Raw genomic sequence first — 21166 nt, forward strand, 5'->3', positions numbered from 1 at the left:
GTGGCGCAGTTAGCCGCCGACGACGCTAACTATTCATTCCTCGACAACTACTGTTCACCCGCGAAGGACATTTGTTCATCCGTTGTTGGGTTATCGGCTCCAAAACGGAGGCGGTTAGCCGCCGGCCGGTGAGCGCGGAATCACAGTCGGCCGAACCTCGAACCGCGGAGTGGCGCCGCCGACCGCGCCGCGCCCGGCCATATTTGTGATCGGCATCATAGGAGGCACCGCCTGCTGGGCGGCCGCCTGAACCGCCGGGGTTGCGCTGGCCGGCAACGTGCCGACCGGCAAAGCACCGGCCGCCGAGGGGCTTATCGCCGACGCCGTCCCGGACCAACCGGACGGCACCGACAGTGCGCCGATCGAGGCCGCCCGCCCCATGCCCGCCGTCACCGCCGGGCCACTGCTCAGCCCGGCCAGCCCCGCCGAGCCCAGCGCGCCGGTGCCGGAACCGAGCCCGCCCCGTAGCGCCGATCCCAACGCGGTAGCGGTGTTGCCCACGGCCCTGGCGGCAGTGCTCGCCGTGTTGGCGCTGCCCATCATGAACAACCGGCTCAGCATGCTCATCGGCATCATCGCCATCCTGGCAGGCATCGTCAGCATGCTCAGTGACGACAGCGACGACATACCCGACGTGGACGACGACGACCCAGGCGCCGAGGACGCGAGGCTTTCCAGGCCCTGGGGCGACGCAAGCCCTTGCAGCGCTTGGGGTGTCGCAGCAAGTAATTGCGGGCCTGCCGACATCACCGTCTCGGCGTGGGTGCCGACGGCGGTGCCCGCGGCCTGGGCCACCGCGGCGGCCTGGCCGGCCAACCCGCCCGGAGCGGTGGTCTGCGGCGGTGCCGTGAACGGAGTCAGTCTCGCGGCCGCCGCCGACGCTCCGGCGTAGCCGTACATGGCCGCGGCGTCCTGCGCCCACATTTCGGCGTAGTGGAACTCGGTCGCCGCGATGGCCGGGGTGTTCTGTCCGAGGACATTGGTCGCGACCAGAGTGGCGAGCAGGCTGCGGTTGGCTGCTATTACCGGCGGGGGAACCGTTGCGGCAAAAGCGGTTTCATAGGCAGCGGCCGCCGTCGCGGCCTGGGTGCCGGCCTGTTCGGCTTGGCCGGCGGTGGCGGCGAGCCAGCCGACGTACGGCGTGGCCGCGGCCGCCATCGACGCCGACGAGGGTCCCGCCCAGGCTCCGCTGGTCAACCCGGAGATCACCGAACCATAGTGCGCCGCTGCGGAATTCAACTCGGCGGCCAGTTCCTGCCAGGCCGCCGCGGCGGCCAGCATCGGTCCCGATCCCGGCCCGGCATACATGCGCGCGGAGTTGATCTCCGGCGGGAGCGCCCCGAAATCCAGCATCGCTCCCCCTCCCTAGCCGGCTGCAACCGCGTTCGCTGCCTCCGTCGCCGCATAGGAGCCGGCGCTTGCGCCGAGGGTGGCGACGAACATGTCGTGGATCGCAACTGCTTGTGCGCCGACCGCCTGATACATCTGCGCGTGCGCGGCGAACTGCGCCGCGGTCAGCGCCGACACCTCGTCAGCCGCGGCGGGAAGCACTCCCGTCGTCGGCGCGGCCGCCGCGGCATTCTGGGCCAGCATCGTCGAGCCGATCCCCTGCAGGTCGCCCGCCGCTGCCGTCAACGCTTCTGGCTGTGTCGTCACAAACGACATCAGGCACTCCCTTCACCACTAGCCCATCAGTCACTGCTTAGCGACGTTAAAAAGGCAGGGTGAGCGGACGACAAGTGTCAGCTGTGCGTTGGCTATGAGGTGGCTCTGAGGGCGGCGAGGCCGCTTACCGACGCAGGTCGGTGGCCGCCACCTGGACGAACACGCCGGTGTCCTCGGCCATCAGCAGGCCACGGCCGCGAGGCAGCGGGCCGCCCTTCATCTTGCCGCGGATGAAGCCCTCGTCGGGGTCGGCGTCCATCACCAGCAAGGGCGCGTTCGCCTGGTGCAGCGCCCGCAGCATCGGGTCGCTGCCGGCCGACGACCAGCCGCCGAAGGTGCGGGTGATGATCACGTGCAAGCCGACGTCGGCCGCCCTGGTCACCCACGGTGCCGCCTTGTGCAGCGGCGAGTCGAAGCCCGGCGGCAGCTGCTGCACGTCGTCGATGATCAGGAAGATCTCCGGCCCGCTCCACCACGAGTGCGACAGCAACTCCTCGGCGGACAGCCCAGGCGGCGGCTCGCGGCGCGACAGCGCGGCGGCCAGCTGATCCATCATCGCGGCGACCCCATCGAGGTTGTACGCGAAATTCTCGACGTAGTCGGAGCCCAGCGTGGTCAGCAGCTGACGACGCGGGTCGACCAGCCACACCTGCGCGGAGGGCCGCGACGTGGGCGGTGCGGTGCTGGCGCCGGGCGCGTAGATCCGCCCGATCTCGCGCATGATCGTGGCCAGCGTAGTGGTGCGGCCACACTCGCGACGGCCGGTGATCATCAAGTGCGCGTTGTCGTCGAAGTTGAGGTAGACCGGCTGCAGGTCCAATTCCGATACCGCCCAAGCGATTCCGCCCGCGCCGACGCCCTGGCGGCGATCGGCGGCGGCCAGTGCCTGCAGCTGCTCGAGCTCGAAGCGCGCCGGCAGGCGGCGCACCGGACGGGTCCGACCGACCGCCACCTGACTGACCGCCGCGGCCACGCTGTCGGACTCGAACACCGAATCCGACGTGCTGCCGAGCGCGGGCCTGGCGATCAGTGTGTGCAGACCGGACTGCGGATCGCTGTCCAATCGCACGTAGTTGACCGCGACCATGCCGCGTCCCGGCTTGACCGGGACGTCCTTGGCGAACCGGGAACGCACCAGCTTGGCGTCCTCCACCGCGGCCAGCCGCAGCTCCACCCGGGAGCCGAATCCGCTGCGCACCGGGGGCCGCAGCTCCGATTCGCGATCGGCGGTGACGATCACGTGCACACCGAACGACGGGCCCTGGTTGATGATTTGGTTGACCTGCTCGATCAGGACCTCGTTCTCTTCGGCCAGCGCCCGGTAGTTGTCGATCACCAGATAGACGTCGCCGAAGCCATCATCGGGAACGGGGCCCGGCTCGCCGGCGAACTTGCGTCGCCGGAACATCTCCATCGAGGCGATTCCGTGCTCGAGGAAGCTGCGCTTGCGCTCACGCACCAACGCCAGCATCTCGGCGACCGTGCGCCGCACGCCGTAGGGGTCGGTGGGCCCGACGACCTCGCCGACGTGGGGCAGCCCGGCCACCGTAGTCAACGCGGTGCTGCTGTAGGCCAGGCAGTAGAACTGCACCTGCTCGGGCGTGTGGGTCAGCGCGGCCGAGCAGATCAGCGTCTGCAGCGCGGTGGTCTTGCCGGACCCGCCGGCGCCCAGGACCAGCACGTTGGCGCCCGCCCCGGAAGTGTCCACGGTCCACGGCGGCTGGTCGTGCTTGTACGGCCGGTCGATGATCCCGATCGGGAACACCAGATTGCGGGCGCTGCCGTAGTTCTGCTGCCAGGGCCGGCCCAGGAAGCGGTTCACCAGGTCGTCGATGGCCACCGGCTCGTCCAGCGGCGGGTGCCACAACCGATACGGCTCGAACGGGATCTGGCGCAGCCGGTCAATGATCACGGTGCCGACTTTCGGCGTCCGGATCGCTTCTTCTTCCTCGTCGTCGACGTCAGCATCGACGACGTCGACATCGACGTCGCGGTCTTCGGTGTCGGTGATCACTTCGCCGTTGGTGATCTCGCGTTGCGCGTCGAGATCCGCACCGCTGACGCTGACTTCCAGTGGCGTGAACGCAGTGGTAAAGAGTTGCGGGCGAATGTAATCGACGCTGTGCACCAGTGGCGCCTGGCCGTCCTCGTCGAGCGATACGCCGCGGCGATAGTCGCGCCACAGGAACTCGGCCTGGAAGCGGATGATCTCGTCGCCACTCTTGCGGAAATAGCCCAGACCCGCTTGGGCCGGCAGGTTCACCGCGTTGGGCACGCCGGCGGCCTGCGCCGCGCCGGCGGTGCGTGCTTTCAGCACCAACCGGTAACCCATGTTCTCCATGAGCTTTTCGGCCCGGCTCTCGATGGTCTGCGACGCCATCATCAGATGGATCCAGTAGGCGCGGCCCTGCCGGCCGATGGAGTCGAGGACGTCGACCGCGGTCGGCATGATCCGGAACCACTCGTAGAACTCGTCGATGACGACCACCAGCATCGGCAGCGGCGGCATGTCCTGGCCGCGTGCGCGCAGCCGGGCGCGCATCTCGTTGTACTCCTTGGCGTCGTCGACACCGGCGTTGTCGCAAATCGCCTTGCGCCGGGCGATTTCGCCCCACAGGGCGTCCAGGAAGCGCTCCATCAGCGCCTGGTCTTCTTCCAGGTCGGTGATGATCCGCGACACGTGCGGCACCCCGGCGAACGGCTTGACGGCCGACCCACCCTTGAGGTCGGCGAGCACGAACTGCAGCTCGTCGGGCGGATGGGCGAGCATCAGCGACTCGAGCACGGTGCGCACCAGCGTCGACTTACCCGAACCGGTTGTCCCCGACATCACGCCGTGCGGGCCGTCGCCGCCCTCGTCGAGCGACTTCATGTCCAGGAACAACAATTCGCCGTTGTCGGAGCGGTTACCGAACGGCACGCGCAACCGCGCCCGGCGCATCGAATCGCCGCGGCCGTTCCACAGGGCATTGAAATCGATTGACGCGGGGTCCTCGATTCCGTAGTAGGACAAGATGTCTCGCGCACCGATGTGCGCCACTCGCTGCCCGATCTCCTCGTAGGCCTCGGCCAGCCGCCATTGCGCCATGCGCAGCGAGAACTGCTCGGCCTCGGCTTCAGTCAGCTGGTCGGCCAGCGCGAAGAACCACTTGTTGTCGTCGATCACCATCCAGGTGTCGCGGTCGCGCGGCAGCGCCTCGATCACTCCGGTTTTGTCGAACGTCAGCACCCGCTCGGGTACGGCGGTCCACAGCGCCGACCCGGTCAGGTCGAAGAACGTCACACCGTCGACGCCGCCGGTGCTGACCACGTACTCCCACTGCGGATCCTCGATGTCGCAGATGACCACGTGGTGCGGGGTGGGTGTCTCGGCCGACGAGCTGGCGTGCCGCGGCGTGAACGACCCACGGCCGGCGAACAATTCGGCTTGGTCGGCGGCGAACTCACGCACCGACCCGTACACCATCCGCGCGTTGCCCGCGGCGTCGCGCCGGCGGGGATCACCGAAGTGCAGCAGCCACTTGACCCAATCCCATTGCGCCACATCGGAACTGACGACAATCATCTGGACGTGGTCGGGTCCGTGCGAGAACGCCAACTGGCAGATGATCGCCCGCATGAGGCCCAGCGCCTGCTCGCGCTCGCCCACCAGCGAGTACCACGGCTCGACGAGCAGCGACACCATCTTGGGCAGGTTGTAGACGACGCTTTGGTAGCGGCCGAACTCCTGGAGGGCCTTTCCCGTCACCGGTTCCAGTTCGATGTCGGTCGGCATGTTCTGCGGCTCGCCCCAGGTCACCTCCGGCCGGGTCATCCCGACGCCGACGCGGGCGACCCCGAAGTTGAGGTCCTTGCCGTCGGGCTTGCGCTCCCACATCCGCGACGAGCCCACCGCGGCCGACAGGGTGGTCGGCTCCGGGTGGTACCAGCGGTAGTTGGCGTCCATGGAATCGGCGGACTCCTGGGCGGTTTCGCGCAGCATGTCCAGCATCAACATGAACTGGGCGCGCATCGCGTCGAGTTTCGGCCGGCTCATCTGCTGCTGGCCGCCGAACCGGCCGCCGAACATCATCATCGCGACGCCGCCGATCATGAAGATCGGGAAGATCGCGCCGGCACCGAGGAACATCCGCGAGCCGCTGGCGACGGTCATGCCGACCATGCCGACCAGCAGGCCGACCACCAGCACGCCGACGACAACCAGCCACCACGGCTTGCCCTCGGGGGGCGGAACACTCAGCGGCGTCGGTAAGACGATGTTCTCCGGCTTGACTACCGGCGCTCGCTCCGGCGTGGGCCGCGCAAAGCCACGTTTCACTTGGGTACCGCCAATTCTGCAGGGTTCATGTCGGTCGGAAGGGTGTCATGGCGCACCAGCGCGTCAGCTCGTGACAGCGTCGGCCCGGGCGCCAGCAGACGCAACGCCACCCACGGCGCCGGACTCGGCGTCGAGGTCAGGCCCAGCGCGCTGCGTGCGTCGCGGGTGTTGTCGACCCCGAACCGCACACCCGAATCCGAAAGCCACCACAGCGATTCCGTCGTCGACGCGCCGGGGTCGTTGCCGGTGACCGCGACGAAGTTCGCAAAGTTGGGGCCGAAGTAGACCCGGTCGGCTTCCCGGCCGGAATTGTCGGCCTTCACCAGCGACACCACCTTGTTGGTGTCGGACTGAGCCACCGGGATGGTGGGACCGGACACCACCTCGGTGCGCGCCCGCTCCTCGCCGGCGGTCTTCTCCCACCACCAGCAGGTCGCCGGGTTGTCGCGAATGTCCACCACCTTCAGCGGGCCGTCCGGATAGGCCGACAGATCCAGACCGGTCACCACAGGCATCTTCGCCAGGGCGGGCGGCGCGACCGTCACCAGATGAGCGCCCGGGGTGGCGCCGGCGTTCTGCAGGATCTGGGCCACCACCGGCGTCACGGTCTGCACGCCGTCCATCAGCACCACCGAATATTGTTGCGGCCCACTGATTTGCGGAGTCACGAACACCGTGCCCACCGGACCGGGGGCCCCGGGGAAATTAGCCGGACTGCCGGCGTCGGGCACTTTGGGCACCGTCAGCTCGGGGCCCACCGGCAAGGCGTCGTAGAGCGCGCGGCTCATCGGCCGGGCCTGGGTGACTTGTTCCGGGGTGATGCCCAGCGGCAGTAACACGGCACGGTTGCCCGCGTCGATGCGCGACCGGCGGCCTTCCCGGATCACCCAGGTGTCGTTGCCGTAGCGCAGCACCACCGCGTCCGATCCGCTCAGCACCCGCCGGTGATTCGACAGGTCCGGGGTGCCGTCGATCACCGTCACCGTCACCGGGGACGGGGCCCCCACCCCGGCCGTCGAGGTGACCGCGTCACACACCAGCCACGACGACGACGTGGGTGTGGTCGGCGAGAACGAGGACGGTGCGCCGGGAATGCCGACCATCGGGCCGTGCGGTTGCTGGGCGATCTGGCTCGCGCGCACCTTGTGCGGGTTGTCGGCGCGGCCGGCGATCAGCCGGGCCGATGCCAGGTTCAGCGCCGGATACAACGTGTCGCCGACCCGGACGTACAGCGCGCCGGAATCGCGGTCGGCGATGATCGGCGACTCGTTCAGCTGGCCGGAGGGGTTGATGAACGACCACAGCAGGGCGCCCAGGCAGATCACCGCCGCCGCAGACACCGACGCCACGACGGCCAGCGTCTGGCGCCGACCCGGTTCGATCTCCATCCGGACCCGCCAGCGGGTCAACGCCATCGCGGTCCGTCGCGCCAGGAACTGGTAGCCGGTTACCTGGGTACGCGTCGACAGCCCGAGGCCGTACCCCGAGCCGCGCTGGCCGCCCTGCTCAGACGGCACGGCGGATCACGCCCCGAACCGACGGAACGCCTGCAAAATGCGGATCGCCACTATTCACATCGATAACCGTAGGGCACCCCCACCGACCTCGCCACGCGAGAAGCGATGTCGTGACCCCTCCCGATGGTGGCCTGCACCACAGTGTCATCACTTGCCATCTGTCCTGCTGAAATCGTCAAGCCCTCATTGGAATGGTAGCGACGCGGAGCAAAATCGGCTCGGCTTGCAAGACTGGCTGCATGACGCCCACTGCCCCGTCGTTGACCGAACTCGCCGGGCGGCTCGGGATCGCCACCGACTACGAGGACTGGACCGGTCGGCGGGTGCCCGTCACCGACAGCACCGTGGTGGCCGTCCTGGCCGCGTTCGGGGTGGCCGCGGGGACCGAGTCGCAATGCGCCGCCGCGCTGGCAGCGCTGGACCGCGAGTACTGGGCGCGCGCGCTGCCGGCCACCGTCGTCGGCCGCGCGGGCGCGCAGACCCGGTTCTGGGTTCATGTGACCCACGGTCATCCCGCCGAGGTGTGGGTGCAGCTCGAGGATGGAACCCTGCGCCGCGGCGTCCGGCAGGTCGACAACTTCACCGAGCCGTTCGACCTCGACGGCCGCCTGGTCGGCGAGGCCAGCTTCGAGCTGCCCGCCGACCTGCCGCTGGGCTATCACCGCCTGCATCTGCGGTCCGGCGACCAAAAGACCGACACCGCGCTGATCGTCACGCCCGACTGGCTGGGGTTGCCGGAGCGGCTCGGCGCTCGCCGCACCTGGGGCCTGGCGGCACAGTTATATAGCGTGCGGTCCCGAGGGTCGTGGGGCGTCGGCGACCTGACCGACCTCACCGACCTCGCGGTGTGGTCCGCGTCGCGGCACGGCGCCGGCTATCTGTTGGTCAACCCGCTGCATGCGGCCACCCCGACCAAGCCGATGGAGCCGTCGCCCTATCTGCCGACGTCGCGGCGCTTCGTCAACCCGCTCTACCTGCGGGTCGAGGCGATACCGGAGTTCGCTTACCTGCCCAAACGCAGCCGGGTGCGGCGGCTGCGTGAGCGGGCCCGCGACCGCGCGGCCACCTCCGACTCGATCGACCGCGACACCGCATGGGCGGCCAAACGCAAGGCGCTGCAACTCGTCTACCGGGTCCCGCGTTCGGCGGGCCGGCAACTGGCCTTCGCGGCGTTCTGCGCGCGCGAGGGCACCGCGCTCGACGACTTCGCCACCTGGTGTGCGCTGGCCGAGGAGTACGGCGCTGACTGGCATCAATGGCCGGAATCACTGCAGCACCCGAGCGCGCCCGGCGTGGCCGAATTCGTCGCCGAGCACGCTGCGGAGGTGGATTTCCATCGCTGGCTGCAATGGCAGCTCGAAGAGCAGCTGGCCACTGCTCAGTCTCGGGCGGTGGCGGCCGGGATGTCGCTGGGCATCATGGCCGACCTGGCCGTCGGCGTGCATCCCACCGGCGCGGACGCCTGGGGACTGCAGGACGCGCTGGCGCTGGGTGTGACGGCGGGCGCGCCGCCGGACGAGTTCAACCAGCTCGGCCAGGACTGGTCGCAGCCGCCGTGGCGTCCGGACCGCCTCGACGAGCAGGAGTACCAGCCGTTCCGGGCGCTGATCCGCGCCGTGCTGCGGCACGCCGGCGGGGTGCGCATCGACCACATCATCGGGCTGTTCCGGCTGTGGTGGATCCCCGAGGGTTCGCCACCCACGCATGGCACCTATGTGCGCTACGACCACGAGGCGATGGTCGGCATCGTCGCGCTGGAGGCCCATCGGGCCGGGGCGGTGGTGGTCGGTGAGGACCTCGGCACGGTCGAGCCGTGGGTGCGCGAGTATCTGCGGGCCCGCGGCGTGCTTGGTACCTCGATTCTGTGGTTCGAGCGCGACCGCGACGGTGACGGCGGGCCGCTACCGGCCGAACGCTGGCGGGAGTACTGCCTATCCGCGGTCACCACGCATGACCTGCCGCCGACCGCGGGATATCTGGCGGGCGAGCATGTGCGGCTTCGGGATTCGCTGGGACTGTTGACCCGTCCGGTCGACGAAGAGCTCGCGGCCGCTGCGGCAGACCGGGAGGCGTGGCTGGCCGAGCTGCGGCGGGTCGGGCTGCTGGGTCGGCACGCCGACCTCGACGAAACCGTGGTGGCCCTGCACGAGTACCTGGGCCGTACGCCGTCGCGGCTGCTGGGTCTGGCGCTGACCGACGCGGTCGGCGATCACCGCACCCAGAACCAGCCCGGCACCACCGACGAGTACCCGAATTGGCGGGTGCCGCTGTCCGGTCCCGACGGTCGGCCGGTGCTGCTCGAGGACGTCTTCACCGACCCGCGGGCCGCGCGGCTGGCCGAAACGCTGCATGCTCAGACGGCCGGTTAACCTCACGGGTGATGAAAGTCGCGGTGGTCGCCCCGGTCGGCGCCGGTGTCACGGCGGACCCCGCGTGGATGGCGGCGTTTGCACGGCATCTGGAGGTCTGCGGCTTCGAGTCAATCGTGGTCGTCGAGCACACCGTGCTGGCGACCCGCTACGACAGCGTCTACCCCTACGACAGCTCGGGCCGGGTGGAACTCGCGGCCGACTGCCCGGTCCCCGATCCGCTTGATCTGCTGGCGTTCTTGGCCGGCCACACCGAGCGGCTGGGTCTGGCCACCGGAGTTCTGGTGCTGCCCAATCACCATCCGGTTGTGCTGGCCAAGCGGGCGGCCACCGTCGACGTGCTGTCGGGTGGGCGACTTCGGCTGTGTGTCGGCGTCGGTTGGCTGCGTGAAGAAATCGAAGCCTGCGGAACCGAATTCGGCAGCCGGGGCCGGCGAGCCGACGAGCAGTTGGGAGTGCTTCGGGCGCTGTGGGACGACCGCCCGCACGGGGTCAGCCACCATGGCGAGTTCTTTCACTTCGACGACATCACTTGCCACCCGAAACCCGTTGCAGGCGTTGGTCTTCCGGTGCATATCGGCGGGCACAGCGCTGCGGCGGCGCGGCGAGCGGGCCGGCTCGGCGACGGTTTTCAGCCGCTGGGGGTCGTCGGCGCGCAGCTGGGCTCGCTGCTGTCGCTGATGCGCGACGAGGCCTCGGCCGCCGGCCGCGACCCGGACCGCCTGGAGGTGTCGTTGGGCCACTCGGTCACCAAGATCGACGCCGACCGCGCGGGCCGCCTGGCCGAGCAGGGTGCCGACCGGATCGTGTTGGCCATGCCGCCGCTCACCGACATCGAGCAGGCCAAGGACGCGTTGTCGGCCTGCGCGCAACGCCTGTTGCTGGCGTCATGACGCTCACCGCGAGCGACCGGGCGGGGCTGTCCGATCTGGTGCACCGATACGCCGCCGGGGTCGACGATCGCCAATTCGACGCTGTTGCAGCACTTTTCACTGACACGGCCGAACTTACGGTGCCCGACCCGCCGGCCTCGCTGGAACCGGTCCAGCGTCACAGCGGTCGGGCCGCCATCGCAGCGGCGGTCGCCAAGGTCACGGTCGCCGCACGCACCGAACACGCGATAGTCGGCGAGGTTTACGACGGCGGCGCACAGCCCGATTCCGCGCTCGGCCGCATCACCTGCATCGCGCACCACTGGAGCCGCGAAGCGGGCCAGATCACCGACGTGGTCTGGCACCTGCGTTACGACGACCAGTATCTGCGGACCGGCGACGGCTGGCAGATCAGCCGGCGCGCGCTGACCGTCAACGCGATCGAGACTCGGCCGGCACGCCGGCTGCGTTAGCCGTATCTTCGAGTAGATCGGCTGCCAGAGCGACGCTTTCGTCGGGTGTTGTCAACTGGGTGGCCACCTCGCGGGCCCTGGCGATGCATTGCGGTGTAAGGAGTGATCGCAGGTCCGCCACCAGCGATTCCAGCGTAGTGTCCGAAAGCTGGTGTCCGGAACCGATTTTCAGGCGTGTAACCACGTCGGCCCAGATCGGTTGATCGAGCCAGCGCCAGAGGATCAACGCCGGGACTCCGGCCCGCATGCCTGCCGCGGTGGTGCCGGCACCGCCATGATGGACGACGGCCCGGCACGCCGGCAGGACGGCCCCGTGGTTGACTGTGTCGGCAATCTTGACGTGTTCGAATTGCGGAATTTCGCTGAATTCGCTTGCCCCAGAGCAAATCAACGCTCGCTCGCCCAGCTGCGCGCATGCCTCGCCGATCACGGCGACCGTATCGGCGGCAGCTGCCAGCCGCACGCTGCTGCCAAAGCCGAAGTAGATGGGCGGTGTCCCCCCGGCGATCCACGCCAAGACCTCGTCGTCGGCCTCGGTGGGCAACTCCAGCGTCAACGCGCCGACGAAGGGTCGTCGGTTACCGCCTCTCGCCCACTCGGCAGCCAAATCGGGAAAACACAGCTTGTCGTAGGCCTGGATCTCCAGCGACGGGCCCCGCGCCGGCTGCCCCGCCGGCAGCCCCAGTGCGCGGCGTTGAGCTTCGTCCGCCTGTGCTGTCAAGTCGTCGAAGGGCAGCCCGGACGCCGACACCGGCGCGGGGAAGAAATGCAGCGTGGCCAGCGGAATGCCGAAGCGCTCCGCGACATTGGCGGCCAGTCCCTGCTCGCTCGTGCCGGTCAACAGCAGGTCGGCATCCTCTGCCAGCCGCGTCAGCGTCGCGCCCGACGCCGCCAGAGCCTGGCTGACGTGGTCCATCAGCTCGCCGATCATGGCGAGCGGATTCTGGGCGTGGTGCGCCTGCGGGCTCGGCCCGTAGGCGACCGGGGCAAGCCCGGCCGACTCGACGATGCCGAGCATGTGCGGCGGGGCGGCCATGCACACGTCGTGCCCGCGGCGCCGTAGCTCGCGCCCCACCGCGGCGAACGGCTCGACGTCGCCGCGGCTTCCGTAGCTTGCCAACGCAAATTTCATTCCGCAGGACCTCACTCGCGCGCTGTCCGGCGTGACGTTAGTAGCCCGGCGGTCGGCGTGCCCGTTGGCGTGCGGCGGGTGATGCCATCCGCGGTCACGCACTCGATGTGATGAATCTCACTCCGATCGGCGATGCCGCCTTGTCGGCTGCGCTGGTGCAACACTGCCGATGGGTGCTAAAAGCGCAGCGCCAGTAGGATTTCGGCGGCTATAAGGGTATGGGCGCCACACTCAGGCACTCGGCCGAATCAACTTTGGACCGGCGCAACCACGCGAGCAAATCGTCATTTTTACCGCATATTCGGAATAATGAGACGCAATTAACCGCAGATACGACTCAAATCGTGTCGGCGCCGTTGATTCGCCCGCCGAACCAGGCGATGACCAGGCAATTCACGGCCAGTGTTTCCCTGATGTTTACCGCGGTAACAAAGGCGTTTCGTGTAAGTTCGGCCGCGTGACGACCACGGACGCTAATGGCCCCAAGGGGCGCATCGATTTGGCCGAGACCGACGTCGTACCGACAGACTCCACCCACCATGTCGACTTTCCCGCCGAGGTCGTCGACGTGGAAATGGAGCTGGAGCAGGGCTACCGCACCGAGGTGCACAAGGCCCACGACGTCGTCGATGTGGAGAACTACGGCGGCGGATTCGACCTCACCCGGCGCGCCACCGCGCCGAAGCTGCGGGTGGGCCGCGACAAGTGGTTCAACCTGATGTGGCTGATTCCGATCGGCTTCGCGCTGCTGGTCGCCGGGGTGGCGATCGGCAAGGGCCTCTACCACACGCCCGCGGTGCGGGACTTCGTCGAGCGATACCCCGGTTCGGACCCGTCCGGTGTCATCCCCGGCATGCCGGCCTGGGTCGGATGGACCCACTTCTTCAACCTGTTCATGATGATGTTCATCATCCGGACGGGCATCCAGATTCTCTGCGATCACCCGCGGTTGTACTTCAGCCGCAACTCCACGCCCGGCAAGGACGAGTGGCTGCGGGTCGGCCCGCCGGTCCCGGACGACGAGTACTGGACCGCCAACGCCGACACCGTCGCCCTGCCCCCGCAATTCGGGCTGCCCGGCTTCCGGCACTCCATCGGGCTGGCCCGCTGGTGGCATCTCGGTGTGGACGTGCTGTGGCTGCTCAACGGCGCGGTGTTCTATGTCTTGCTGTTCACCACCGGACAGTGGCGCCACATCGTGCCGACCAGTTGGGACGTCTTCCCCAACGCCGCGTCGGTGGCCATCCAGTACCTGTCGCTGCACTGGCCGACCGACAACGGGTGGGAGGCCTACAACGGCATGCAGTTGCTGGCGTACTTCACCACCGTCTTCATCGCCGCACCGGCCGCGCTGATCACTGGGCTCGGCATGTCGCCGGCACTCTCGCAGCGCCTCACCATCATCAGCAAGCGGCTGAACATTCAGATCGCCCGCTCACTGCACTTCCTGGTGCTGGTCTACTTCCTGTTCTTCATCCTCGTGCACGTCACGCTGGTGTTCGCCACCGACGCGCTGCGCAACCTCAACCACATGTTCGCCGCCCGCGACGACAACGGTTGGGCGGGCTTTTTGGTGTTCACCGTGGCGATGCTGGTGACGGCGGTCGCCTGGGTGTGGGCCACGCCGTTCACCATCCGGCACCCGCGCGTGGTGCAGAGGGTCGGATATGCGTTGATCGGGCCGTTCCAGCGGCTGCTGGAAAATCTCAACCCGAAGCCCGGCGCGTTCACCGAGGAAGACATCTCGCCGCATCACTGGCGTAACGGCCGGCTGCCGGAGACCGTCGAATACAAGGAGCTGGAGAAGAACGACTTCCGGGATTGGCGGCTAAAGGTTTACGGGCTCGTCGAAAACCCGATGGAGTTCTCCCTCGAGGATTTGAAGGCGCTGCCCTACCACGACCAGATCACCCAGCACTTTTGCATCCAGGCCTGGTCGGGTGTCGCCAAATGGGGTGGCGTGCAGATGAAGACGATCATGGACATCGTCAAGCCGCTGCCCGAGGCCAAGTGGGTGGTGTTCTACTCGATGGGCCTGGGCGCCACCGGTGGGATCTACTACAACGCGCATCCCATCGACCAGATGTGGCACCACATGTCGATGCTGGCCTACAACATGAACGACCAGCCGCTGCCCTACATGCACGGCAAGCCGCTGCGGTTGCGCAACGAGCTGCAGCACGGCTTCAAGCAGGTGAAGTGGATCAAGGGCATCGAGTTCGTCGAGCACTACTCCGAAATCGGTAGCGGCTACGGCGGTTACAGCGAAGACCACAAGTACTTCGGGCGCCACCAGACGCTTTAGCGTGTCAGCCGGTCTTCGGCAGCGGGATGCCTTCGCTGGTGGAGAATTCGGCGTCGCTTTGCGTCGACAGGCCCATCGACACCAGCGTGCGGGCGAAGAACATGTCGGTCAGATACGCCAGCGACACCGCCCACCGGTTGACGAATCGCGGTATGGCGTAGAGGTGATAGCCGCGGGTGACCAACTTCGCCGGGTATCCCGACAGGTGCACGCCCAGCGGGTTGGCGACGGCGCTGCGCGGCCCGAGATCGACGACCAGGCCCATGTTTCGGTGCTTGTACTGCTTCGGCTTGCCGTAGCCGAGACTGGCGGCGACGTTGTGGGCCAGAACCTTGCCCTGACGGATCGCGTGCTGGGCGGTGGGCGGGGTGATCTTGCCCGGTTGAGTCACGTCGGGAACCGCGGCCGTGTCCCCGGCGGCGAAGACCTCCGGGTGGTCGGGAACCTGTAAATCGGTCTGCACCTTCAAGCGGCCCTTCTCGGTCGGCAGGCCGAGCGTCTCGATGAGCGGCGCGGCCGTCACCCCGGTCACCCACGCCACGGTGTGGGTGTTGACCCGCGACCCGTCGCTGAGGACCACGTAGTCGGGATGCACCTCTCGCAGCGTCACGCCCAGACGCACGTCCACACCGCGACGCCGCAGCACCCGCATCGCCTTGTCCCCCAGCTTTTCTCCGACTTCGGGCATCACCTGTTCCGCGAGGTCCAGCAGCAGAAACTTCACGTCGCCCGGTTCGAAATCCATGTGCTTGGCAGCGGCGTCGGCCAGTGCGCGCAGTTGTGCGGTGAGCTCGGTTCCGGAGTATGACGCGCCGACGACCACGATCGTGCGCCGCGCCTGTGCCCGGTCGTCGTCGGATTCCAGACAGGACAGCTCGAATTGCTCGAGGACGTGGTCGCGAAGGTAGAGCGCTTCGGCGACGGACTTCAAACCCCTTGCATACGTGGCTAACCCGGGGATATCGAATAACCGGGTGACCGATCCCGGGGTGAGCACCAGCCGATCCCAGGACAGCTCGCCGGGCCGCTGCTCGAGATCGGTGAAGGTGAGGGTGTGGCGGTCAAGGTCGACACTTTCGACGCGTCCCCGCACCTTGCGCACACCATTCAGCGTGCCGGCCAACGGGATAGTGACGAACCGCGCGTCGACGACACCGCCCGCCACATCGGGCAGCAGCGGCGTGTAGAGCATGTAGTCGACGGGCGAAATGATCGTGATGTCGACATCGCGTTTGCCCAGCTTGCGGGCCAGTCGGCGCGCGCACTCGAAACCGGTGAAGCCACTTCCCACGATCACGACGGACGTCATCGTCCCCAGGGTAGCGACCCCGCCGGGTCACGGGCTGGCCAGCAGAGTGCCGAACTTGGCGGCCAGCCAGGGCTTGCGGCCGCCGGCGAGCAGCCTGCCCCGGATGATTTGCGGCCACTGCGACACTCGGCCGAAGCCGATCAGCAGGAACGTGACCGGGTCGGCGGTGATGACGCAGTCGGCCTTCTCACCGGCCGCGGAAACGACGGCAGTGCCGTCGTCGACCGCGATCCGGTACCGGCCGCCGCCGCGCATCCGCAGTTCGAAGGTAGCGTGCATGCCCCGAGTTCGCGACTGCCGCAAGTAATTCGGTGCCAGCGCCAGCGCGGCGGGTACCACCCGCAGGGCGTCGTCGCGGCCGATCGTCCATGCCCGCCCCGTTGCCCGCGCGATGTCCAGCCCGTGGACCAATTGCTCGCCCAGCAACAAACACGTCATGAACGCCGGTTCCAGGACAAGGCTGTCGGCGGTGACGATCGCGGTGTGGTCGACGGCCGCCGCTGCGGCCAGATAATGCTCGGCGGTTTCCTGGAGCATGCCGGCCAGCCGACGTGGGTCACGCTCGGCGACATCGACGAGGTGGCGATCGTTGACCGCGGTCCGCAACGTCGCCGGTGATCCGGTCGGGATCGCCTCGCGCTCGACATCTCCGCGCACCTGGCGGGTCAGCGCGTCGGTGTATTCGCGCATGTCGCCGACCACATGTGCGGCGGTCTCGGCGGCGGTCCACCGCAACCCGGGCACGCGTGCGTCGGGATTGTCGATACCGCGCCACAACTCGACGCTGCGGGCGACTGCTGCGGCCAGGGCCGCTCGGGCTTCTGCGTCCGCACGCCGCACCTCGTCGACGGGCCCGGCCAGTGCGGGGGCAGGTTTCATCCGCGAACCTCCATCCATCGGTGACATAGCGCTACTATGTCACATAACTTCACTATGTCAATAGGCTGATGCGCATGGCTGGATCGACACCGCCGTCGTCGTCGCTGCGCGCCCAGCAAGTTGCGCAGACGCGGGACGCACTGGTGCGTGCGGGCCGGGAGTTGTTCGGCCAGAAGGGCTTTCGTGAAACGTCAGTGGAAGACCTGGCACGCGCCGCCGGCGTCACCACCGGCGCGCTATACCACCACTTCCCCACCAAGACGGCGCTGTTCGAGGCCGTGTTCGAGCAAGCACACACCGAGCTGATCACCGCGGCTGTGGAAGCTGCCCAGGACGCATCCGCCGACCTCGACGAGCTCGCCCACGGTTTCGAGGCATTCCTGGACGCGGTGCTGGAACCGCACTTGCAGCGCATCCTGATCCTCGACGGGCCCGCGGTGCTGGGGCTGGCGCGCTACACCGAGCTCGACGAGCGCTACGCCTTCGCGGTCATCGTCGAGGCGCTGCGGGCCGCGACCGAAGCCGGCGCGCTGCGGGTCGACGATCCCGAGACCGTGACCCGGCTGCTGCTGGGCGCTCTGACGCGCGGCGCGATGCTGATCGCGAACTCTCCGGATCCGGTCCGGACGCGGCACGCGGTGGCGCAATCCATGCGTGCGCTGCTGAAAGGCTTTGCACCACAGTGATACTCACGCCACGACGCGGATCTGTTGCAATTGCGGGTCCGCGCAGTCGGGCAACGGCATGCCGGCGTGCAGGCCCGTGCGCAGAAATTCGATGACGGCGTCGTTGAGCCGTTCGCCGGGCACCACCACGGGAATGCCGGGCGGATAAGGCGTGATCTGTTCGGCGGCGATCCGGCCCGCCGCCTTCTGCGCGGCGACGAGCTCGGTGGGACCGAAGAACGCATCCCGGGGAAGCATCACGTTCTCCAGCTGCAGCTCGTCAGGCGTCGGGAGCCGCACCTGCGGTGGACGGGCAAACGAGTCGACCGCTTCTCGCCAGGCCGCCAACGCATCGACCAGGCGGTCGGCGCTGCGTTGGTCGTCGGCGAAGGACAAGGTCGCCAAGATCCGCCGGTGATCGGCCAGGCCCACGTCGAGGTAGCGGTGCTCGCGCAGCCAGTCGCGAGCCTGATACCCCGATGTGCCTGTCGCCGACACGTCCACCAGCACTTGCAGGCGGTCCAGGTCGTGCGACGCCTCCACCCCGAGCAGCTCGTCCTCGAGAACCACCACGTCGGGGATGCGGGCGATCCGGTCTCGCACATCGGCAGCCAAATCCAGTGCGGCACTGAGTAATTCATGTCCATGCTGCACCATCTGGCGGCGCCAGCCATCCAGCGCGGCGTAGATCAGCACGTTAGGGCTGGTGGTCATCAGCTGGTCCGCGCACGCCGAAAGCCGGTCGGGATCCACCAAATCCCCTTGCACGTGATAGACCGAACCCTGTTCGAAGCCGGCCCCCATCTTGTGCACGCTGACCACGCAGACGTCGGCGCCGGCATCCATCGCCCACGTCGGCAGGTCGGGATGAAACGGCAGATGCGCGCCCCACGCCTCGTCGACGATCAACGGCTTGCCCCGCTCGTGGCAGATCTCCGCGATCTTCGCGAGGTCCGCGCAGGTGCCGTAGGGCGACGGACTGACGATCAACGCGCCCGCGGCGTCGGGATGCTCCTCCCACGCGCCGGCGACCCGCTCCGGCGACGGCGGGTGCGAAAGGTGGCGTTCGGTATCCCACCGCGGGGTGATCCACCGCGGCTGCAGACCGGAAAAGATCAACCCGCCGACGATCGACTTGTGGCTGTCCCGCGGCACCAGCAGGCCCGCGTCCGATCCGCCGGCCACCGCCATCATCGCCGCCCTGACGGACAGCGAACTGCCGCACGTCGAGAAGAACGCCGTCGACGCCCCGACGGCGTCGGCCATCAGGGACTCGGCGTCGGACAGATACCCGCCGGAGGAACGCCAGTCGTCCAGCCCGCCGCTGGCCAGCACGTCGTCCCGGAACGGCTCGCGGCCCAGCACCGCCAGTACCCGCTCGTCGGCGCCGCGGCCCTGCCGGTGACCGGGCGGGCTGAAGCCGTACCGGTCGAGCCGGTGATAGTCGGCCACAGCGTCCAGAAGCGGCGCCTGGCTATGGTCCATTACCCCGTCCGATCATTGCAATGCGGCCAGATTGTCGATCGACCGGCGCACGTCGGACTTCAGCACCCGGGCCACCAGCCGCCCGATCGGCCCGTTGAGCAGCCCGCCCTTGAGTTCGGCGGTCAGGTGAAAGGTGGACCCCGGATCGTTGTCGCGGACGGTCATCGTCACCGCGATCCGGATCCCGCCTCGGCCACGGCCTTTCAGCTCGATCTCGTGCGGCTCGTCGTAGCGGGTCACCGTCCAGTGCACGACGTTGCGAAAGCCCTTCACCTTGATGCACGACGCCACGCAGGTGCCCTCCTCGATGCGGGACGGGACGGGGCTGCGCCAACCGGCGAAGATCGTCATCCAGTCACCGAACCGGTTCAAGTCGCTGGCCAGCTTCCACGCCGCCTGCGGTTCGAGGTCGGACGACGTCGAAACCTCCACTCGTGCCACGCCGTTGCCATACCCGTGATCGGATCGGGTTAACCGGGCGTCAGACGCCCTTCCACGCCTCGTCGAGCTGGGCCGCCACGTCGATGACCTGCGCGGCCTGTGACTGTGGCGAGTCGATTTCGTCGGCGACGTACTTGGCGATGAACCGCCGGATCTCGCCGTCGACACCGGCGATGATGCGCAATACCTCGCCACGGATGCTTTTCGACGAGACATGCACGGTGATGTCCGACGCGCGTGGCTTGGCGACGTCGACGATCAGCAGCAGCGGTTCGGCGGCTCGCGCCGTGGCACGCAACGCGATGTCGCCGTCGACCAGAAACCGCTGCTTGTCCAGCCGCAGGTCGACAAGCAGGTCGATCGCCAGCGGGATGTGGATGTCGAAGGTGATCGCCTCGCCGACTTTTCGCCGAAGCTTCGGCTCCTGGATCTTGACCTTGGCGCTGACCTTGGCGATTTTGCCCGGCCCCTGACCGATGGGGGCCATCTCGAACTCGTCGCCCGCGATCTGTGCGAACGCCGCGCCGACGCGCTCCTCGGTGACGGCCACTTCGAAGAATCGCCGGCCGAAGTTCTCGTAGGTCATGTAGTCGAAGGTCTGCATAAGTTGATACCGTCTCACGTCTCGTTCGCGGCCGACGGCTGATCCCGCTGTGTCGGCTCGAGGCTGGTGTTGTCCGACTTCGGCGCGGGTAAACCGGTGCCGATATGCGACTGCGCAGAAGCATCGTGGGCGGGCCGGGCTATCGCCGGGTTCGCCGCGGGCGCGGCTTCTCCTACATCGACGAACAGCGCGAGCCGGTCGACGATCCCGAGGTGCTGGCCCGGATCGAGGCGCTGGTGATACCGCCCGCCTGGAAGAACGTGTGGATCTGCGCGCATCCCAACGGCCACATCCAGGCGGTCGGCACGGACGACGCCGGCCGGCGCCAGTACCTCTACCACGAGCAGTGGCGGGCTGAGCGGGCCGAGGAGAAATACGACCGTGCCCTGAGCCTGGCGAAACGTCTGCCCGACTGGCGCACGCGGGTCCTGGCCGATCTGCGGGGCCGTGGTCTACAACGCGACCGAGTCCTCGCGGTGGCCCAGCACCTGATCGACCGCGGCTACTTTCGGGCTGGCGGCGAGGAGTACGCCCAGGAGAACGGCAGCTTCGGGCTGGCGACTCTGCTGCGCGACCACGTCCGGCTGCACCACGGCTGCGTGGAATTCGACTACCCGGCTAAAAGCGGTGTGCGACAGACGGTTTCACTGGATGATCCGCTGGTGATCCGGGCAGTACGGTCGTTGCTGCGCGCCGAAACCGACATTCCCCGGCTGCTGGTCTACCGCACTCCCGACGGCTGGAGCGAGGTGCACGCCGAGGACCTCAACGCGCGGTTCCGTGAGTTGGTCGGCGACGAATTCAGCGTCAAAGATCTGCGGACGTGGCACGGCACGGTGTTGGCGGCCGAGGCGTTCGCAAATGCGCGGGAGCCGACGTCGAAGACCGCTCGCCGGCGCGAGGAAGCTGCCGTAATGCGTTTGGTTGCCGAGGAATTGGGCAACACGCCTGCGGTTGCGCGCAGTTCGTACGTGGACCCGCGGGTCGTGACGGCCTACGAGCAGGGCATCACGATCGCTCCGGCCCTGCGCCGTGCCGAGCGCGAACGCACGCCAGTGGGTCGTCAGCACGTGCTCGAGAGGGCCACTGCCCGCGTGATCAAACGAGTGTCCTGAAGTCGTTGCGCCGCAAC

The 21166-nt window shown here is 68.0% G+C and carries 16 protein-coding genes; 6 read left to right on the forward strand and 10 right to left on the reverse strand.

Annotated features, from left to right (window positions below):
- Nucleotides 1-114: 114 nt before the first annotated feature.
- The 4 genes from G6N47_RS20025 to eccB all read right to left on the reverse strand — a co-directional run bounded on the left by G6N47_RS20025 (nucleotide 115) and on the right by eccB (nucleotide 7500).
- Nucleotides 115-1350: a PPE family protein gene (locus tag G6N47_RS20025; RefSeq protein WP_139799705.1), complete on the reverse strand. Its 1236-nt coding sequence runs from the start codon at nucleotides 1348-1350 to the stop codon at nucleotides 115-117.
- Nucleotides 1351-1365: 15 nt separating this feature from the next.
- Entirely contained in the window at nucleotides 1366-1665 is a 300-nt protein-coding gene (locus G6N47_RS20030) for a PE family protein (RefSeq protein WP_083134184.1), read from the reverse strand.
- Between the two features lie 124 nt (nucleotides 1666-1789).
- Entirely contained in the window at nucleotides 1790-5983 is a 4194-nt protein-coding gene (eccCa, locus tag G6N47_RS20035; RefSeq protein ID WP_083134183.1) for a type VII secretion protein EccCa, read from the reverse strand.
- Nucleotides 5980-7500 (reverse strand): type VII secretion protein EccB, encoded by a 1521-nt coding sequence (gene eccB, locus G6N47_RS20040; RefSeq protein ID WP_083134182.1) that lies wholly within the window; start codon nucleotides 7498-7500, stop codon nucleotides 5980-5982. Before eccB ends, eccCa begins: the two co-directional genes overlap by 4 nt.
- Nucleotides 7501-7739: 239 nt before the next feature.
- Between eccB and malQ the strand changes: the two genes are divergently transcribed.
- From malQ to G6N47_RS20055, 3 genes are read left to right on the forward strand one after another with little or no spacing between them, the layout of a single operon-like run.
- Nucleotides 7740-9869 carry a 4-alpha-glucanotransferase gene (malQ, locus tag G6N47_RS20045; RefSeq protein WP_083134181.1) on the forward strand — a complete coding sequence of 710 codons (2130 nt, stop codon included), beginning with the start codon at nucleotides 7740-7742 and terminating at the stop codon, nucleotides 9867-9869.
- Nucleotides 9870-9880: 11 nt separating this feature from the next.
- A complete protein-coding gene (locus G6N47_RS20050) occupies nucleotides 9881-10762 on the forward strand; it encodes an LLM class F420-dependent oxidoreductase (protein WP_083134180.1) in 882 nt (293 codons plus the stop codon).
- Nucleotides 10759-11214 carry a nuclear transport factor 2 family protein gene (locus G6N47_RS20055; RefSeq protein WP_083134179.1) on the forward strand — a complete coding sequence of 152 codons (456 nt, stop codon included), beginning with the start codon at nucleotides 10759-10761 and terminating at the stop codon, nucleotides 11212-11214. Before G6N47_RS20050 ends, G6N47_RS20055 begins: the two co-directional genes overlap by 4 nt.
- Here G6N47_RS20055 and G6N47_RS20060 read toward each other — a convergent pair.
- On the reverse strand, nucleotides 11174-12346 hold the full coding sequence (locus tag G6N47_RS20060) for a glycosyltransferase (RefSeq protein WP_083134178.1): 1173 nt from the start codon (nucleotides 12344-12346) through the stop codon (nucleotides 11174-11176). The genes G6N47_RS20055 and G6N47_RS20060 overlap by 41 nt on opposite strands.
- Before the next feature lie 574 nt (nucleotides 12347-12920).
- Here G6N47_RS20060 and G6N47_RS20065 point away from each other — a divergent pair.
- Complete coding sequence (locus G6N47_RS20065; RefSeq protein ID WP_083134202.1) at nucleotides 12921-14651, forward strand: molybdopterin-dependent oxidoreductase; 1731 nt, start codon at nucleotides 12921-12923, stop codon at nucleotides 14649-14651.
- A 4-nt stretch (nucleotides 14652-14655) separates the two neighbouring features.
- Here G6N47_RS20065 and G6N47_RS20070 read toward each other — a convergent pair whose 3' ends face one another.
- Both G6N47_RS20070 and G6N47_RS29805 read right to left on the reverse strand, forming a co-directional pair.
- Nucleotides 14656-15960: an NAD(P)/FAD-dependent oxidoreductase gene (locus tag G6N47_RS20070; protein WP_083134177.1), complete on the reverse strand. Its 1305-nt coding sequence runs from the start codon at nucleotides 15958-15960 to the stop codon at nucleotides 14656-14658.
- Nucleotides 15961-15987: 27 nt separating this feature from the next.
- Complete coding sequence (locus G6N47_RS29805; RefSeq protein ID WP_232080251.1) at nucleotides 15988-16839, reverse strand: maleylpyruvate isomerase mycothiol-dependent enzyme family protein; 852 nt, start codon at nucleotides 16837-16839, stop codon at nucleotides 15988-15990.
- Between the two features lie 74 nt (nucleotides 16840-16913).
- Between G6N47_RS29805 and G6N47_RS20080 the strand changes: the two genes are divergently transcribed.
- The gene (locus G6N47_RS20080) at nucleotides 16914-17525 is read left to right on the forward strand and encodes a TetR/AcrR family transcriptional regulator (RefSeq protein WP_232080252.1); all 612 of its coding nucleotides are present in this window, start codon (nucleotides 16914-16916) and stop codon (nucleotides 17523-17525) included.
- 3 nt (nucleotides 17526-17528) lie between these two features.
- Here G6N47_RS20080 and G6N47_RS20085 read toward each other — a convergent pair whose 3' ends face one another.
- From G6N47_RS20085 to G6N47_RS20095, 3 genes are read right to left on the reverse strand one after another with little or no spacing between them, the layout of a single operon-like run.
- Complete coding sequence (locus G6N47_RS20085) at nucleotides 17529-18989, reverse strand: aminotransferase class I/II-fold pyridoxal phosphate-dependent enzyme (RefSeq protein WP_083134175.1); 1461 nt, start codon at nucleotides 18987-18989, stop codon at nucleotides 17529-17531.
- 12 nt (nucleotides 18990-19001) lie between these two features.
- Nucleotides 19002-19430 (reverse strand): type II toxin-antitoxin system Rv0910 family toxin, encoded by a 429-nt coding sequence (locus G6N47_RS20090; protein ID WP_083134174.1) that lies wholly within the window; start codon nucleotides 19428-19430, stop codon nucleotides 19002-19004.
- 40 nt (nucleotides 19431-19470) lie between these two features.
- Nucleotides 19471-20034 (reverse strand): hypothetical protein, encoded by a 564-nt coding sequence (locus G6N47_RS20095; RefSeq protein ID WP_083134173.1) that lies wholly within the window; start codon nucleotides 20032-20034, stop codon nucleotides 19471-19473.
- A gap of 104 nt (nucleotides 20035-20138) precedes the next feature.
- Between G6N47_RS20095 and G6N47_RS20100 the strand changes: the two genes are divergently transcribed.
- Nucleotides 20139-21149, forward strand: coding sequence for a DNA topoisomerase IB (locus tag G6N47_RS20100; protein ID WP_083134172.1), 1011 nt, complete (start codon nucleotides 20139-20141; stop codon nucleotides 21147-21149).
- The last annotated feature ends 17 nt before the right edge of the window (nucleotides 21150-21166 follow it).

This window comes from Mycobacterium branderi (assembly GCF_010728725.1).
GTDB lineage: Bacteria > Actinomycetota > Actinomycetes > Mycobacteriales > Mycobacteriaceae > Mycobacterium > Mycobacterium branderi.

Excerpts from the sequence above, each read along its gene's own strand:
- G6N47_RS20080 (WP_232080252.1), top strand. The coding sequence starts at position 16,914 with ATGGCTGGATCGACACCGCCGTCGTCGTCGCTGCGCGCCCAGCAAGTT.
- malQ (WP_083134181.1), top strand. The coding sequence starts at position 7,740 with ATGACGCCCACTGCCCCGTCGTTGACCGAACTCGCCGGGCGGCTCGGG.
- G6N47_RS20065 (WP_083134202.1), top strand. The coding sequence starts at position 12,921 with ATGGAGCTGGAGCAGGGCTACCGCACCGAGGTGCACAAGGCCCACGAC.
- G6N47_RS20085 (WP_083134175.1), bottom strand. The coding sequence starts at position 18,989 with ATGGACCATAGCCAGGCGCCGCTTCTGGACGCTGTGGCCGACTATCAC.
- G6N47_RS29805 (WP_232080251.1), bottom strand. The coding sequence starts at position 16,839 with ATGAAACCTGCCCCCGCACTGGCCGGGCCCGTCGACGAGGTGCGGCGT.
- G6N47_RS20055 (WP_083134179.1), top strand. The coding sequence starts at position 10,759 with ATGACGCTCACCGCGAGCGACCGGGCGGGGCTGTCCGATCTGGTGCAC.
- G6N47_RS20070 (WP_083134177.1), bottom strand. The coding sequence starts at position 15,960 with ATGACGTCCGTCGTGATCGTGGGAAGTGGCTTCACCGGTTTCGAGTGC.
- G6N47_RS20095 (WP_083134173.1), bottom strand. The coding sequence starts at position 20,034 with ATGCAGACCTTCGACTACATGACCTACGAGAACTTCGGCCGGCGATTC.
- G6N47_RS20050 (WP_083134180.1), top strand. The coding sequence starts at position 9,881 with ATGAAAGTCGCGGTGGTCGCCCCGGTCGGCGCCGGTGTCACGGCGGAC.
- G6N47_RS20060 (WP_083134178.1), bottom strand. The coding sequence starts at position 12,346 with ATGAAATTTGCGTTGGCAAGCTACGGAAGCCGCGGCGACGTCGAGCCG.
- G6N47_RS20100 (WP_083134172.1), top strand. The coding sequence starts at position 20,139 with ATGCGACTGCGCAGAAGCATCGTGGGCGGGCCGGGCTATCGCCGGGTT.
- G6N47_RS20030 (WP_083134184.1), bottom strand. The coding sequence starts at position 1,665 with ATGTCGTTTGTGACGACACAGCCAGAAGCGTTGACGGCAGCGGCGGGC.